Below are 15951 nucleotides of genomic sequence, written 5' to 3' on the forward strand. Positions count from 1 at the left end.
TGTTTATTGATATTGACTCAAAGCTGAAATTTTTTAATTCGATAATCTAATGCTGCCCGAGTTAGCCCCAATAAACGTGCCGCTTCAGACACATTATAATTTGCCTTTTTTAAAGCCGTTAAAATTAACTGCTTCTCGTGTTCTTCTAAATTAAACTCTGCCTGCAACAATTGCTCAAAGTCGGTTTCAACAACTACAGCCTGCTCTGGGTCATGCTTGATCTGTGGGAAAATGGCATTTAACTTAATCAGTTGCTGATCATCCGTTAATAAAACAGCCCTTTCTAATAAGTTTTCCAACTCACGAATATTTCCCGGCCATTCATATTGCTGCATAAAAACTTTGGTCTTTTCACTTACATCCTGAATGGTTTTGCCGTACATTTTTTCAAAGCGATGAAGAAAGTGTTCAACCAATAAAGGAATATCTTCTCGGCGCTCTCGCAAAGGCGGGATCTGCACTGGAAAAATATTTAAGCGATAATACAAATCTGCCCGAAATCGCCCTGTTTTTACAGCCTGCTCAAGATCTTCATTGGTTGCTGTAATTACACGGACATCTAAAATACGTGTCTGTGAATCTCCGACTCGCTCAAATTCACCTTCTTGCAAAATGCGTAATAGTGCTGCTTGTGCACGAGGTGAAAGCTCAATCACTTCGTCTAAAAAAATAGTACCGCCATTGGCTCGTTCAAACTTGCCCAAGCGAGATTGATGCGCTCCTGTATAAGCCCCTTTTTCTACCCCGAATAATTCAGACTCAATTAACTCTGGTGGGATCGCTGCACAGTTTACTGCAATAAAAGGTTGGTCTTTTCTTTGGCTATTTGCATGAACTCCTCGAGCAAAAGCTTCTTTACCAACGCCGGTTTCACCTTGTAGCAAAATAGAAACTTTCGAACCTGCTGCTTTTGTTAATAATGCACAGACCTGTTTATAAGATGCTGACTTACCCACAGAACTAAATAATTGGTAATCGGCTTCACTGTCGCTATAAATTGATTTTTTTAATTCAAACAGTTCAGCCTGCAATGCAATCAGTTCTTTTTCCATAGGTTCGGGAGACATGAACTGAATCAGCTCATCAGCATTTCCCCACTCTTCTAAAGGCTTACCGATAATACGGCAATGCTCGTGGCCGCAAGCTTTACACTCTATTTCTTGATAAATAATGGTCATGCCCGTCGCAAAACTACTGTAGCCGCACGCATAACCAAGAAGCATCCAGCATGCAGGTTCATCACTTGGACCAAAATGCTCTAAATGCACATCGGCTTCAAAAGAGTTAAGCCAATTTAAATCGGCATAAAACTGTTTTTTATCGTGGCTTAAATTGAGCTGGTTGGCCTGTACTTGAACCATTCCGCGAATCGCATGCATTTGTGGACCCGCCATAAAAGCATCGTGTTCATTTAAATCGGGACGCATTTTTGTTGTAACTTCTGCATCTTTTAATCCAGCATGATACCCCAATCGAATAAAAAAACGCTTGGTTCGTTCAAGTCCAATCATGTGCGCTAAATCTTTACGCAAATACCCCATAATGCTGGTGTGTAAAAGCAGCATCCGATATTCATCAAACCAGATTTGGCCGTGGGCAGTATCAAAGTGCAGTTTAGACAGCAGATCATGAATTTCTTGCGGATGATCTGCGTATCGTCCCGTTGTATCGTATTTTACTCGAGCCATGAGTGATCTGTTTTAATCCATTAAACACATTTGGGTTTTATCTCATCTTATCGAAGAACCAGATAAATGTCCTAGTACCTTAAAGACATAACTTCATACTAAAAAAGTATTTCTAAATCTCTCCTTTTTAAAGCCTCAAACATTCTAAAAAGAAATTTTTACGGCCCTCTTCATCAAATCATGAATATATCTATTTCACCATTCAAAAAAATTAATGAAATGGTGAATTTTAAAAACGCTGCACTTTCAATAAAAACAGTAAGTAATTGTTTTCAATTATAAAAATAAAGTTGGCATAGCTTTTGTAAAGCTAGTAGCAAGAGCAAGGAGCATTCATCAATTTCAAGACCATGTCTTGATGGAGTACAGCATGACGCAACCTCAAGTCGAAGCATTAACCAAATATATTCGGGTCACTGGCGACTTAAACGCAGAGTTTATTGAGTTCGATTTTGCCATTCACGACCCAAGTCTATTTGTGGAACTGGTTTTGCCTAAACATGCATTTAATGATTTTTGTAAGACTAATCAAGTGGTTGAAATGACCCAAGAACAGCAAGCTTTTAATGATGCTCAGGAAGAAAAATGGCGCTATGGCACTGAAGCAACCTTAGTCGGCACGCAACGTAATAGCAACGATCACGATGATCAGATGTAAAAAATATAAGGAGATAAAGCCATGACTTTAGAAATCAAAACGTCAAATGTCGAACCTATCCGCCAGAACTATGCCTATATCGAAAGACGATTTGGTAGTAAGCCAGCAACTCGATATCAAGAAGTAAGTTTCGATGTACAGGCAGAAACTAACTTTCACTATCGTCCTTTGTGGAAACCTGAAAAGACCTTAAATGATAAAACCCATACTGCCCTGCAAATGCAAGATTGGTATGCATTTAAAGATCCACGTCAATTCTATTATGGAACTTATGTTCAGCACCGTGCGCGGTTACAAGACACCGCCGAAAGTAATTTTGCTTTTTTTGAAAAACGTCAGCTTGCAGAACATTTGTCTGACGAAGTCAAAGCTAAGGTCATTGAGTACCTATTGCCATTTCGCCACATTGAACAAACTGCAAACTTACACATGATGTCTGGCAGTGCCTATGGTTATGGCACCGTGCTAACCCAAGCTTGTATTTATGCCGCAATGGATCATTTAGGTATAGCGCAGTACATCTCACGGATTGGCTTAGCTTTAGATGGTAATAGCGGCGATTCATTACGACAGGCAAAACAGGCTTGGATGCAACACCCTGCATGGCAAGGCCTACGCCGTCTGTGTGAAGAAAGCCTCACCGAGCAAGACTACTTCAAACTTTTCTTATTACAGAACCTTGTGATTGACGGCTTTGTGACAGAGCTTGTCTATCAACAGTTTGATCAGTGGTTAGTCACTCAAAATGCTCGTGACTTAGCCATGCTGACTGAATTTATGAAAGATACTTTAGGTGATTTACGTAAGTGGTCAGACACCGTCATTAAAACTGCCGCAGCGGAATCCGATCACAATAAACAACTATTAAATGAATGGTTCACTCAGTCTTTAGCTCAAGTAAAAGCGGCCTTTACACCATGGGCAACAGCAGCCTTAACAGCAGATGCAGTCGATCAAGCAGAACAAGTTGTGATTGATCGCGCAAAAAAACTCGGCCTACAACCAGAACTGACAAAAGCTTAAGGATAAGCAACATGTCTAAAGTCTATCTCGCATTACAAGACAACGATACATCACGCTACATCCTCGAGGCGATTGAAGAAGATAATCCGGAAGCTTCAATTCAGTATTTACCAGCCATGATTCGCATTGAAAGTGAAACTGATTTGGTGATTAAAGCTGAAACCGTATCTGAAAAACTAGGCCAAGATTGGGACATCCAATCATTACAACTCAACATGATTACGCTGGGCGGTAACGTCGAAGAAGATGACGATACTTTCCGCCTTCATTGGAATTAATCACAACATAGACGTTGTTTAACAAAGATTTAAGGATGATCAATCATGACAACTCAAACGAAAGAAACCAGCAAAAAATTAAATGCGAAAGATCGTTACCGTGCATTAACCCGTGATCTGGACTGGGACTTTTCTTATGCTAACCGTAAAGATGCTTTCCCTTATGAAGAGTTTGAAGGTATCAAAATTACGGACTGGTCTAAATGGGAAGATCCATTCCGTTTAACTATGGATGCTTACTGGAAATATCAGGCAGAAAAAGAGAAAAAACTTTATGCCATTTTTGATGCCTTTGCTCAAAACAACGGTCAGATGAATGTCAGCAATGAACGTTACTTAAATGCGATCAAACTCTTTTTAACAGCGGTGACTCCACTTGAATATCAGGCTTATCAAGGCTATGCCCATGTAGGTCGCCAGTTTAGTGGTATTGGAGCACGTATTGCTTCTCAGATGCAGTCGATTGATGAGCTGCGTCATGTACAGACTCAAATTCATGCCATGAGCCATTACAACAAGTTCTTTGATGGCTTTCAGGATTGGGCACACATGCATGACCGCGTTTGGTATTTGTCTGTGCCTAAATCATTTTTTGAAGACGCCCGTTCTGCTGGCCCTTTCGAATTTTTATTAGCCATTAGTTTTGCTTTTGAATATGTACTTACCAACTTGCTATTTGTGCCTTTTATGTCGGGTGCAGCTTATAACGGCGATATGGCAACCGTGACCTTTGGTTTTAGTGCACAGTCAGATGAAGCGCGCCACATGACGCTTGGTCTGGAAATCGTGAAATTCTTGCTCGAACAACATGAGGACAACGTACCTATTGTTCAGGAATGGATTGATAAATGGTTCTGGCGGGGAACGCGTTTGCTTTCAATTGTGGGCATGATGATGGATTACATGCTGCCAAATAAAGTGATGTCGTGGAAAGAAGCTTGGGAAGTTTATTTTGAACAGGCAGGCGGTGCGCTATTTAAAGATTTGAGCCGTTATGGCATTCACATGCCGAAATATAGCGATGTCATTGTAAAAGAAAAAGAGCATGTCTCACATCAAGCATGGTGGATTTTCTACAACTTTGGTCATGCTGCTGGTTTCCATACATGGATTCCAACTGACGAAGAAATGGATTGGCTATCTGCTAAATATCCAGACACTTTCGATAAATACTACCGTCCAAAATGGGAGTTGGCTCGCCAAATGGAAGCCGAAGGTAAACGCTTCTACAGCGCAGGTTTACCACAGCTTTGTCAGGTTTGTCAGATTCCAATGACCTTTACCGAAATGGGCGATGATCCGACTCAGTTTAGTTATCGCCATAGCATTTACCAAGGCGAACGCTACCACACCTGTTCAGATGGCTGTCATGACATTTTCGAGCGCGAGCCTGAAAAATATATACAAGCATGGCTACCTGTAAATCAAATTTTGCAGGGCAACTGTGGTGGCGGTGACCTCGAAACTATGCTCCGCGATTATTACCGCATGAATGTCGGTGCCGACAATCTGGATATTGAAGGTTCCCCAGACCAACAGCGCTGGAAAAAATGGAAAGGCAACGCAGCTTAAGCACAAGGAATTGTTCAGGCAGTCATCAAGCTGCCTGATAGGAAATAAGGAGATTGAACATGACTGTTCGCGCGATACACAACAACTATCAATTTGAACCGCTTGATCTGCAAAAAAATTATGGCGATCAATTCTTACTTTACGTGGGTTGGGATCATCACACACTTTTTTGCTCGGCACATGCCATACTTGCCTCGCCTCAACAAACTTTTGGTCAGTTGATTGAGCAACAAATTACAGGTGGTTTTGCCCAACATCCAGATTTTGCCAAAACTGATTGGTCAAAAGTGCAATACACCTTAGATGGTCAAACAATCAGTCCAGAGAGTACACAAAGCTTGGCAGAGCTTGGTTTTGGTCATAAGTCATTACTTCGTTTCGTTACGCCAGAGTTAAATGGCTATAACGATAGCTACGTTTAATTCGGAGGTGTGTCATGAGTTATCAAGTCACCATTGAACCGATCGGAACAACGATTGAAGTAGAAGAAGACCAAACCATTTTAGATGCTGCTTTACGTCAAGGCGTTTGGTTACCCTTTGCCTGTGGTCATGGCACTTGCGGGACATGTAAGGTTCAAGTCACCGACGGTTTTTATGATGTCGGTGAAGCCTCGCCATTTGCACTCATGGATATTGAACGTGATGAAAATAAGGTGCTTGCCTGCTGCTGCAAACCACAATCCGATATGGTCATTGAAGCCGATGTCGATGAAGACCCAGATTTCTTAGGTCATTTGGTTCAAGACTATCAAGCGACAGTCATTGAAATAAAAGACCTGTCGCCAACCATTAAAGGAATCCGACTACAACTAGATCGTCCAATCGAATTCCAAGCTGGCCAATATATCAATGTCCAATTTCCAGACATTGAAGGAACACGTGCATTTTCAATTGCCAATTCACCAAGTGAAGTCGGCATCGTTGAGCTTCATATTCGTAAAGTTGAAGGCGGTGCAGCGACGACTTATGTACATGAACAACTTGCCACAGGTGATCAGCTTGATATTTCAGGCCCTTATGGTCAATTTTTCGTACGTAAGTCAGATGATCAAAATGCCATTTTCATTGCGGGTGGTTCAGGTCTTTCAAGTCCACAATCGATGATTTTAGATTTGCTTGAGTCTGGAGATAGTCGCACGATTTACCTCTTCCAAGGAGCACGAGACTTGGCAGAGCTATACAACCGAGAATTGTTTGAACAGCTCGTAAAAGACCATCCGAACTTCCGCTATATCCCTGCCCTGAATGCACCAAAACCAGAAGACCAATGGACTGGATTTACCGGATTTGTACATGAGGCTGTTGCCGATTACTTTGAAAATCGATGTGGTGGACACAAAGCGTATTTGTGCGGCCCACCAATCATGATCGACTCGGCAATTTCAACACTCATGCAAAGTCGCTTATTCGAACGGGACATTCACACTGAACGCTTCTTAAGTGCAGCCGATGGTGCTGCTGGACAGTCACGTTCGGCCTTATTCAAACATATTTAAAGATAAACCTTTAAGCACTCCACTTTTTCAAATGAGCTTTGTATCTGTAATTTATAAAGAAAATACAAAGCTCATAGGAGTTCTGCATTCCAAATTTACAGGTTAAACAGACTCAAATTTTAAAGACCGTTAAGGAATAACGTTTTTTTAGTGACAAGCCAAACAACACAGAATAGGACATTCTATGAATAACAAAATTGCTGCAATCATATGTGGTGTAACCAGCGCCCTTTACCTTCCCTCTGCATTTGCGACAGAAAACGGCTCGGACTCTTTTGCTTTAGGTGCCGAAGGTATGATGGCGGGTGCCTTACCACCTGCTGGGGTTTATCTACTCAGTTATTATCAAAATTATCACGCATCAGAGTTTCAAAATGGTCCCGATCAGTTCCATGTTGATGTCAACGCCGTGGTTCCGCGGTTGGTCTGGATGACCGATCAAAAAATTCTGGATGGACAACTCGGGTTTTATGCAGCGCAGCCTTTGGTTGATCTAAGACTCAAAGTAAATGGAATAGCTGACTCAAACCAAGGTCTCGGAGACTTGATTTTGGGTGGTATGCTCGGCTGGCATCAAGGAAATCATCACTGGATTGCAGCCCTAGAAACTGTGCTGGCAACAGGTGAATATGACACTCCAAGTACGACACATCCAGTTGAAGCCAATCTAGGGAAAAACTATCACACCATTCGACCTATTCTTGCCTATAGTTATGCCAACGCGGCAGGTTTAGATCTTTCAACTAAACTGTCTTATAGCTGGAATACACGTAACGACGCGACCGACTACCAGTCTGGCCAATACATTGCGGGTGACTATAGCTTAGGCTACCGCATTAACCCCAAACTAAAAGTGGCAGTTGAAGGCTATGCTTTTAAACAAACTACAGATGACAAAGTAAATGGAAATGACATTGGGTTTAAAGGACAGGCTTTTGCAATTGGTCCAGGCATTCAATATGCCGATAAAAACTGGTCTATTGAAGCCAAATTTTTAAAAGAAACCGAAGTCGAATATCGTCCCGAAGGCCATACCAGCTGGCTAAAATTGATTTGGGCTTTCTAAAACACATCAACGCATAGCTTCAGCTTTTGAGGCTATGCCCTGCTTTATTTAAAAATCGATACCGTCTGAATCATCTATCGGATTCTGATCGAGCGTGAAAACGGTGCGCTTATATGGAATACCTTCTAAATCATAAACCTGATAAATACAGTCAAACAAAAGCTGTAAGTCTTCACTTCGGTCCATTGCACGAGCAGTAATAAAAATCGGACTGACTGCACCGTTATCTAAAATCGGAATGTAATTTAAATGAGGAAAACGAATGGTATCGGCACTGGCAGGAATAATACACAAACCTTCACCCGCTGCTACCAAGCCCAAAGCCAGCTGAATTTCCCGTATTTCATGCATATTTTTTGGAACCAAACTATGCTCGGCAAAAATATTTAAAAGCTGGGTCGAAAAATTAGGCTTTGGAGAAGTGGGATACATAAACATCTTTTCATCAATGAGATCGGCCAAATATACCCCTTCTGTACGCTGAGCAATCGGATGACTCGTATGCGCAGCAACCACCAAGCGTTCTTTACGTAGCAAAATACGTCTCACCGCAGGATCACTAATTCTTAGACGTCCAAATCCAACATCAATACGCCCTTCTTTTAATGCCTGTAGTTGCTCAGTCGTACTTAACTCCATCAATTGAATATTCAAATGAGGTTGTTGTTGCCGAAATAAATAAATGATTCGAGGCAGTAAACCATAGAGTAAAGACCCGACAAAACCGATGGTCACACTGCGTTCAATCAGACCAATACGTTTGGTCATACTTTTTATTTCTTCAGCATTCGACAAAAGTTTAAGGGCATGCTGATAAAAGAAATGTCCGGCTGGGGTTGTCTGTAAAGGACGGCTTCCACGCTCAAACAGTTGAATTCCAAGCTCACTTTCCAAATTTTGAATCTGTCGACTCAAAGGTGGTTGAGCAATAAATAGTTTTTCCGCAGCTTTTGTAAAGCTCTGCTCTTCAACAACAGCCACAAAATACCGTAAATGTCTTAGTTCCATAAGGCATCCATACCTTTAAGATATAAAAAAATGCAAATTCAGTCTTAGACACAGTTTAACCATTCTTTTAAGGTATATACAAGCAACAAACCGATGAAGTGATGAATTGCTTTGTGAAAAAGCCCTCTTGCCAATCTTCCAGTGATTCATCTTCATCAATTCACGGTTAAACATCCAGCGCACTCATGCGCTTCATTGACAATATTAGGATATCAAGACCTTGTAAATCGTAGCTAAGGCCTTGGTGACTTCCACACTTTTGGAAAGTCGGAGAACGGACATGCCACGTATTCCTGTAATCAATACTAGCCATCTTGACCGTATTGATGAATTACTTGTCGATAACATCGATACAGGTGAATTTAAACTTCATCGCTCAGTGTTTACTGACGAAGCCCTATTTGACCTCGAAATGAAATATATCTTCGAAGGTAATTGGGTTTACTTAGCACACGAAAGCCAAATTCCGAATAATAATGACTACTACACCACTTACATTGGTCGTCAGCCGGTCATTATTGCCCGCAACCGTAACGGCGAACTCAATGCCATGATCAATGCGTGTTCACACCGCGGAGCACAACTTTGCCGTCACAAGCGTGGTAACAAAGCAACATATACCTGCCCTTTCCACGGCTGGACGTTTAACAACTCAGGTAAATTACTCAAGGTTAAAGACCCAAGCGAAGCTGGTTACTCGGACTGCTTTAACCAAGAAGGCTCACATGACCTTAAAAAAGTGGCTCGTTTTGAGAGCTACAAAGGTTTCTTATTTGGTAGCTTAAATCCCGATGTTCCTTCACTTGAAGAATTCTTGGGTGAAACCACCAAAATCATCGACATGATTGTTGACCAGTCTGAACATGGCCTTGAAGTTTTACGTGGTTCATCTACCTATACCTACGAAGGCAACTGGAAACACACCGCTGAAAATGGTGCCGATGGTTATCATGTTTCTGCTGTGCACTGGAACTACGCAGCAACAACTCAACACCGCAAAGAAACACAAGCTGCCGATAACATCCGTGCCATGAGTGCAGGTTCTTGGGGTAAACAAGGCGGTGGCTCGTATGGCTTTAAAAATGGCCACATGTTGCTTTGGACACAATGGGCAAACCCAGAAGACCGTCCAAACTTCCCGAAAGCAGATGAATACACCGAGAAATACGGTGAAGCGATGTCGAAATGGATGATTGAGCGTTCACGTAACTTGTGTCTCTATCCAAACGTTTATTTGATGGATCAGTTCGGTTCGCAAATTCGTGTACTTCGCCCACTTTCTGTCAATAGAACCGAAGTCACCATTTACTGTATCGCGCCTAAAGGCGAAGCACCAGAAGCTCGCGCACGTCGTATCCGTCAATATGAAGATTTCTTTAATGCTTCAGGCATGGCAACACCAGACGATTTAGAAGAATTCCGTGCTTGTCAGGCAGGCTACGCAGGTATTGCACTTGAGTGGAATGACATGTGCCGCGGTTCTAAACACTGGATTTATGGACCAGACGATGCAGCGAACGAAATCGGTTTAAAACCAATGTTAAGTGGTATCAAAACTGAAGATGAAGGTCTTTATCTTGCCCAACATCAATATTGGTTACACACTATGAAACATGCGATTGCATCAGAGAAAGAAATTGCTGATCAGGGAGAAACAGCATGAGTGCTCAAGACAAAGCAACTTTAGAAAATATTGCTCAGTTTCTCTATCGTGAAGCTCGCTTTTTAGATGATGAACAATGGGAAGATTGGATTGAATGCTATGCACCCGAAGCGTCTTTCTGGATGCCAGCTTGGGATGACGACGATAGATTAACTGAAGATCCACAGTCTGAAATTTCACTTATTTATTATCCAGACCGTCAAGGTTTAGAGGATCGTGTGTTCCGTATTAAAACCGAGCGCTCATCTGCAACCATGCCAGACACACGCACAAGTCACAATATTGCCAACGTTGAAGTCGTAGAGCGCGACGGCGACAAAGTTACTGTTCGCTTTAACTGGAATACATTGAGTTTCCGTTACAAGACAAATTACAGCTATTTCGGTATGTCACGTTATGTGATCGATTTTTCAGGTGATCAACCAAAAATCTTGAGCAAGTATGTCGTTTTGAAAAATGACTACATCAATCAAGTGATTGATATTTACCACCTTTAAGACATACCCCCTCAGCTAAACGGACTGTTGGCTGAGGGTAAAAGTTTCAAATATTTTGTAGGATACATGCCATGTCAAACCACAATATCGCACTTCAATTTGAAGATGGTGTTACACGTTTCATTAACGTAGCTCAAGGCGAAACCCTATCTGACGCAGCCTATCGCCAAAAAATTAATATTCCTTTGGATTGCCGTGATGGTGCATGTGGAACTTGCCGCGCATTTTGCGAGTCCGGTAGTTATGACATGCCAGAAGAAACCTATATTGAAGATGCATTAACCCCTGAAGAAGCTGAGCAAGGTTATATTCTTGCTTGCCAATGTCGCCCAACTTCCGATGCGGTATTCCAGATTCAGGCGTCGTCAGATGTTTGCAAAACAGAAATTCATAGCTTCCAAGGTACATTAGCTCGCGTTGAAAACTTATCAGATTCAACCATCACATTTGATATTCAACTTGATGAAGGCCAACCGGATATTCATTTCCTTGCAGGTCAATACGTCAACGTTGCAATTCCTGAAACTGGCGAAACACGTTCATATTCATTTAGCTCAAAACCGGGCAATCGCTTAACAGGCTTTGTGGTACGTAATGTACCGAACGGCAAAATGAGTGAATTCTTGAGCAAAAATGCCCAAGCTGGCGACAAAATGACATTTACCGGTCCATTCGGTAGCTTCTATTTACGTAATGTAGCGCGTCCAGTGCTGATGCTCGCAGGCGGTACTGGGATTGCCCCATTTATGTCAATGTTACAAGTGCTTGAAGAAAAAGGTTCAGAACAACCAGTTCGTTTAGTCTTTGGCGTCACCAATGACTTTGATTTGGTGGCTCTAGAAAAACTCAATGAGTTGCAGGCAAAATTCCCATGGTTTGAATATCGAACTGTAGTCGCAAGCCCTGAGAGCAACCATGAGCGCAAAGGCTATGTCACTGGTCATATTGAAAGTGAATGGTTAAACGGTGGGGATGTCGATGTTTATCTATGTGGCCCAGTACCAATGGTAGAAGCTGTACGTGGCTGGTTAGAAACTGAAAATATCAAACCTGCTAATTTCTTGTTTGAAAAATTCTCTGCGAATTAATAGGTGGAGAAGTTATCTATGTCAAACCGTCAAAGATTTACTAATAAAGTCGTGATTGTTACGGGTAGCGCTCAAGGCATTGGTCGTGGCGTGGCACTACAAGTTGCAGCTGAGGGTGGACAAGTCGTTATGGCTGACCGCTCTGAATATGTTGAAGAAGTTCTCAAAGAAATTCAGAGTGCAGGTGGCGATGCTGTCACGATTAATGCCGACCTTGAAACCTATGCAGGTGCGCAAGCGGTTGTTGCAAAAGCCATTGAACGCTACGGTCGGGTAGATATCCTGATTAATAATGTGGGTGGCGCGATCTGGATGAAACCTTTTGAAGAGTTTTCTGAAGAAGAGATCATTAAGGAAGTGAATCGCTCGTTGTTTCCAACGTTATGGTGTTGCCGCGCTGTGCTACCCGCCATGATTAAGCAACAAGCAGGTGTTATTGTAAATGTATCTTCAATTGCAACCCGTGGTATTAACCGTATTCCCTACTCGGCATCTAAAGGTGGCGTAAATGCTCTAACAGCATCGCTTGCTTTTGAACATGCCAAAGACGGAATCCGAGTCAATGCCGTTGCTACTGGTGGAACTGAAGCACCACCTCGGAAAGTACCACGCAATTCCAATCCGTTAAATCAAAATGAAAAAGACTGGATGCAGCAAGTGGTTGATCAAACCATAGATCGAACATTTATGGCCCGTTATGGCACAATTCAAGAACAAGTCAATGCAATTTTATTTCTTGCATCAGACGAAGCATCATATATGACTGGCTCGGTTATTTCAGTCGGAGGTGGAGATCAGGGTTAACCCTGATCTTTTTGCATGATTGGGTAAATAACATGATTTGCATGGAGGCAATCACACATGGCAACCCTGTTAAAGACATTAAAAAATGACTGGTCCATATCAGCAACAGTTGCTGGCTTTCTTGCGGTTTTAATTTCTTACTCAGGCTCACTGATTATTTTTTTCCAAGCTGCTCAGCGTGTCCATGTTTCCACTGATATGATGGTGTCATGGATTTGGGGAATCTCAATTGGTGCCGCCGTTTCAGGTATTTATCTTTCAATTAAATATAAAACGCCTGTCATAACCGCATGGTCTGCACCGGGTACTGCCCTGTTAGTTACCCTATTTCCAAATGTCTCACTGAATGAAGCGGTAGCCGCCTATATTACTTCTGCCATCGTTATTTTTTTAATTGGCGTTACAGGTTACTTCGACAAGTTACTGAAGTGGATTCCCCAAGATGTCGCTGCCGGCATGATGGCGGGTATTCTTTTTCAATTTGGTATTGGCCTATTTACCGCGTCTGATAGCATGCCTTTTATTGTCTTTAGCATGCTCATTGTCTTTTTAATTGCCAAACGTTTAATGCCGCGCTACACCATGATTTGGGTCTTAGCTGCCGGAGTTTTATTAAGCCTCTTTTTAGGCAAAATGAATCCGGTTGATGTGAGTTTTAGTTTAGCTATTCCACAGTGGATTAGCCCAGAATGGACCTGGAACTCAACATTGAATCTCGCTGTTCCTCTCATTTTAGTCAGCTTAACCGGCCAATTTTTACCGGGTATGGCGATTATGAAACTCAGCGGTTACGATACCCCAGCCAAACCCATTATTACGGCCACTAGTATTGCCTCTTTAGCTGTTGCCTGTGTCGGCGGTATTACGATTGTGCTTGCCTCAATTACCGCAGCTTTATGCATGGGCAAAGATGCACATGAACTGAAAGAAAAACGTTACATCGCAGGAATCGCCAACGGGATTTTTTATATTTTAGGTGGCTTATTTGCTGGCAGTATTGTCATGCTATTTAGCTTACTTCCTAAAGAGTTGGTGGCAGCACTGGCAGGTTTAGCTTTGCTAGGTGCTATTGCCACCAATATTTCTGTTGCCATGAAGAATGACAATCAACGCGATGCTGCACTTATTACCTTTTTAGCTACTGCATCAGGCATGCATTTCCTTGGATTAAGCTCAGTCTTTTGGGGTATTTGTATTGGTGTAATCGCCCATTTCATTCTCACACCACGCTCAACTCCAGTCATAAATTAATTTTTTATCTAAGCGCCCGCCACTAAAATAAAGCCTCAATCGCCAAATCAGGATGCAAATAATTTGCTAATTCTGACTTGGTGATTTTTATTAAATATAGATTAAATTTAATTTTTAAGATGAATCTCTAAAATAATTAAATAATAGATTTTAGTATTTTGTTTTTATATTTTTACTTCAACTCATAATATAAATTTAACGATATTTTTAGCTGCGATTATCATCAATAAAATATATATAAAAAACATCTATAAAATCCTTAAAATTCTCATCATACAATATTTAACCCTATTTTAAAGACACAACAAAGACAGATAAAACAATAAAAATAAATATATATTTTTCAAATAATTAAATTAATAAAAGCACAATACCTTAAAGACATAAAGATATATCAATTAGGTTTTTGACTCTAATCCAATAACAAAATAGTTTATTAAAAAATAACGCGATGCTTCACAAATTGGAGGTGAAGAAAATGGATACGAGCAAGGTTAATATTAATGAGTTAATTGATAAAGCCAGTTTTACATCTTTTCATTGGAAAGTTTTAATCTGGTGCTTACTTATTATTATTTTTGATGGATATGATTTAGTTATTTATGGGGTTGCTCTTCCTCTGTTAATGCAGCAATGGTCATTAACTGCGGTAGAAGCTGGTTTACTCGCCAGTGCTGCTCTATTCGGGATGATGTTTGGTGCCATGATTTTCGGCACACTTTCAGACAAACTAGGGCGAAAAAAAACCATCCTGATTTGTGTCACCTTATTTAGCGGATTTACCTTTATAGGTGCCTTTGCCAAAGGACCAACTGAGTTTGCTATTTTGCGCTTTATTGCAGGCCTTGGGATTGGTGGCGTTATGCCAAACGTCGTTGCGCTTATGACCGAATACGCACCCAAAAAAATCCGCAGTACATTGGTCGCAATCATGTTTAGTGGTTACGCAATTGGTGGCATGACATCAGCGCTACTCGGCGCATGGCTCGTTAAAGATATGGGCTGGCAAATCATGTTTTTAATTGCGGGTATTCCTCTTTTACTACTCCCACTCATTTGGAAATTTTTGCCTGAATCTCTCGCCTTTTTAGTGAAATCAAACCATAGCGAGCAGGCAAAAAGTATTGTTTGTAAGATTGCGCCAGAAACGCAGGTAAACGCCAATACACAACTGGTGTTAAACGAAAGCACAACCACAGATGCACCTGTCCGTGCGCTTTTCCAACAAGGCCGTACCTTCAGCACATTTATGTTCTGGATTGCTTTCTTTATGTGCTTACTCATGGTGTATGCCTTAGGAAGCTGGTTACCTAAACTCATGCTGCAAGCGGGCTACTCATTAGGTGCGAGCATGTTATTCCTCTTTGCACTTAATATTGGCGGTATGGTCGGTGCAATTGGTGGTGGTGCTTTAGCAGACAGATTCCATTTAAAACCTGTTATTACGATCATGTTTATTGTGGGATCAGCAGCTTTAATTCTGCTTGGCATTAATAGTCCACAATTTATTTTATATAGCCTGATTGCGATTGCTGGTGCTGCCACAATTGGTTCACAAATCTTACTCTACACTTTCGTTGCACAGTTCTATCCGACAGCACTTCGTTCAACTGGCATGGGCTGGGCATCTGGAATTGGTCGTATTGGCGCAATTATTGGACCAGTTTTAACAGGGGCCCTACTCACACTTGAGCTTCCTCACCAAATGAATTTCTTAGCGATTGCAATTCCGGGTGTGATTGCAGCACTTGCAATATTTATGGTCAATCTAAAAGCCTCTGTTGCTGCACAAACGCCATCAACTTTTAACCCTCAAAACACGCTTGCCCAGCAGTAAACATAAATGCGCCGAGGACT

At 41.6% G+C, this 15951-nt stretch carries 14 protein-coding genes and 2 pseudogenes; 13 read left to right on the forward strand and 3 right to left on the reverse strand.

The annotated features are described in order from the left end of the window. Positions 1 to 17: 17 nt before the first annotated feature. Positions 18 to 1688: a phenol degradation transcriptional regulator MobR gene (gene mobR, locus MKL51_RS06530; RefSeq protein ID WP_017481384.1), complete on the reverse strand. Its 1671-nt coding sequence runs from the start codon at positions 1686 to 1688 to the stop codon at positions 18 to 20. 370 nt (positions 1689 to 2058) lie between these two features. Here mobR and MKL51_RS06540 point away from each other — a divergent pair, with 370 nt between their 5' ends. The 7 genes from MKL51_RS06540 (at position 2059) to MKL51_RS06570 (ending at position 7783) form a co-directional block, all read left to right on the forward strand. Beyond that, positions 2059 to 2346 carry a phenol hydroxylase subunit gene (locus MKL51_RS06540; protein WP_000193471.1) on the forward strand — a complete coding sequence of 96 codons (288 nt, stop codon included), beginning with the start codon at positions 2059 to 2061 and terminating at the stop codon, positions 2344 to 2346. A 21-nt stretch (positions 2347 to 2367) separates the two neighbouring features. Continuing rightward, positions 2368 to 3369, forward strand: a complete 1002-nt coding sequence (locus tag MKL51_RS06545; protein ID WP_017481383.1) for an aromatic/alkene monooxygenase hydroxylase subunit beta — start codon at positions 2368 to 2370, stop codon at positions 3367 to 3369. Between the two features lie 11 nt (positions 3370 to 3380). Then, complete coding sequence (locus tag MKL51_RS06550; RefSeq protein WP_000049450.1) at positions 3381 to 3647, forward strand: MmoB/DmpM family protein; 267 nt, start codon at positions 3381 to 3383, stop codon at positions 3645 to 3647. Positions 3648 to 3692: 45 nt separating this feature from the next. Then, entirely contained in the window at positions 3693 to 5219 is a 1527-nt protein-coding gene (locus MKL51_RS06555; protein WP_017481382.1) for an aromatic/alkene/methane monooxygenase hydroxylase/oxygenase subunit alpha, read from the forward strand. A 59-nt stretch (positions 5220 to 5278) separates the two neighbouring features. Continuing rightward, positions 5279 to 5641, forward strand: coding sequence for a phenol hydroxylase subunit P4 (locus MKL51_RS06560; RefSeq protein ID WP_017481381.1), 363 nt, complete (start codon positions 5279 to 5281; stop codon positions 5639 to 5641). 14 nt (positions 5642 to 5655) lie between these two features. Continuing rightward, positions 5656 to 6717, forward strand: coding sequence for an NADH:ubiquinone reductase (Na(+)-transporting) subunit F (locus MKL51_RS06565; RefSeq protein WP_017481380.1), 1062 nt, complete (start codon positions 5656 to 5658; stop codon positions 6715 to 6717). 184 nt (positions 6718 to 6901) lie between these two features. Then, positions 6902 to 7783, forward strand: coding sequence for a SphA family protein (locus MKL51_RS06570; RefSeq protein WP_017481379.1), 882 nt, complete (start codon positions 6902 to 6904; stop codon positions 7781 to 7783). Between the two features lie 48 nt (positions 7784 to 7831). Here the strand turns inward: MKL51_RS06570 and MKL51_RS06575 are convergent, their stop codons facing one another. Beyond that, positions 7832 to 8791: a LysR family transcriptional regulator gene (locus MKL51_RS06575; RefSeq protein ID WP_004702719.1), complete on the reverse strand. Its 960-nt coding sequence runs from the start codon at positions 8789 to 8791 to the stop codon at positions 7832 to 7834. 44 nt (positions 8792 to 8835) lie between these two features. After that, positions 8836 to 8965, reverse strand: a pseudogene (locus tag MKL51_RS06580) (hypothetical protein). Between the two features lie 106 nt (positions 8966 to 9071). On the opposite strand from MKL51_RS06580, the gene benA reads away from it, so the two are divergent. From benA to MKL51_RS06610, 6 genes and pseudogenes are all read left to right on the forward strand, one after another. After that, complete coding sequence (benA, locus tag MKL51_RS06585; RefSeq protein WP_270904252.1) at positions 9072 to 10454, forward strand: benzoate 1,2-dioxygenase large subunit; 1383 nt, start codon at positions 9072 to 9074, stop codon at positions 10452 to 10454. Next, positions 10451 to 10970 (forward strand): annotated as a pseudogene (gene benB, locus MKL51_RS06590) (benzoate 1,2-dioxygenase small subunit). Before benA ends, benB begins: the two are co-directional and overlap by 4 nt. Before the next feature lie 52 nt (positions 10971 to 11022). After that, positions 11023 to 12039, forward strand: a complete 1017-nt coding sequence (gene benC, locus MKL51_RS06595; protein ID WP_017481377.1) for a benzoate 1,2-dioxygenase electron transfer component BenC — start codon at positions 11023 to 11025, stop codon at positions 12037 to 12039. 18 nt (positions 12040 to 12057) lie between these two features. Next, on the forward strand, positions 12058 to 12843 hold the full coding sequence (locus tag MKL51_RS06600; RefSeq protein ID WP_017481376.1) for a 1,6-dihydroxycyclohexa-2,4-diene-1-carboxylate dehydrogenase: 786 nt from the start codon (positions 12058 to 12060) through the stop codon (positions 12841 to 12843). Positions 12844 to 12900: 57 nt separating this feature from the next. Then, on the forward strand, positions 12901 to 14094 hold the full coding sequence (benE, locus tag MKL51_RS06605; protein WP_270904253.1) for a benzoate/H(+) symporter BenE: 1194 nt from the start codon (positions 12901 to 12903) through the stop codon (positions 14092 to 14094). 478 nt (positions 14095 to 14572) lie between these two features. Further along, positions 14573 to 15931 carry an aromatic acid/H+ symport family MFS transporter gene (locus MKL51_RS06610; RefSeq protein ID WP_017481374.1) on the forward strand — a complete coding sequence of 453 codons (1359 nt, stop codon included), beginning with the start codon at positions 14573 to 14575 and terminating at the stop codon, positions 15929 to 15931. Positions 15932 to 15951 lie beyond the last annotated feature (20 nt).

Source organism: Acinetobacter sp. AOR18_HL (assembly GCF_027855145.1).
GTDB classification, from domain to species: domain Bacteria; phylum Pseudomonadota; class Gammaproteobacteria; order Pseudomonadales; family Moraxellaceae; genus Acinetobacter; species Acinetobacter pittii.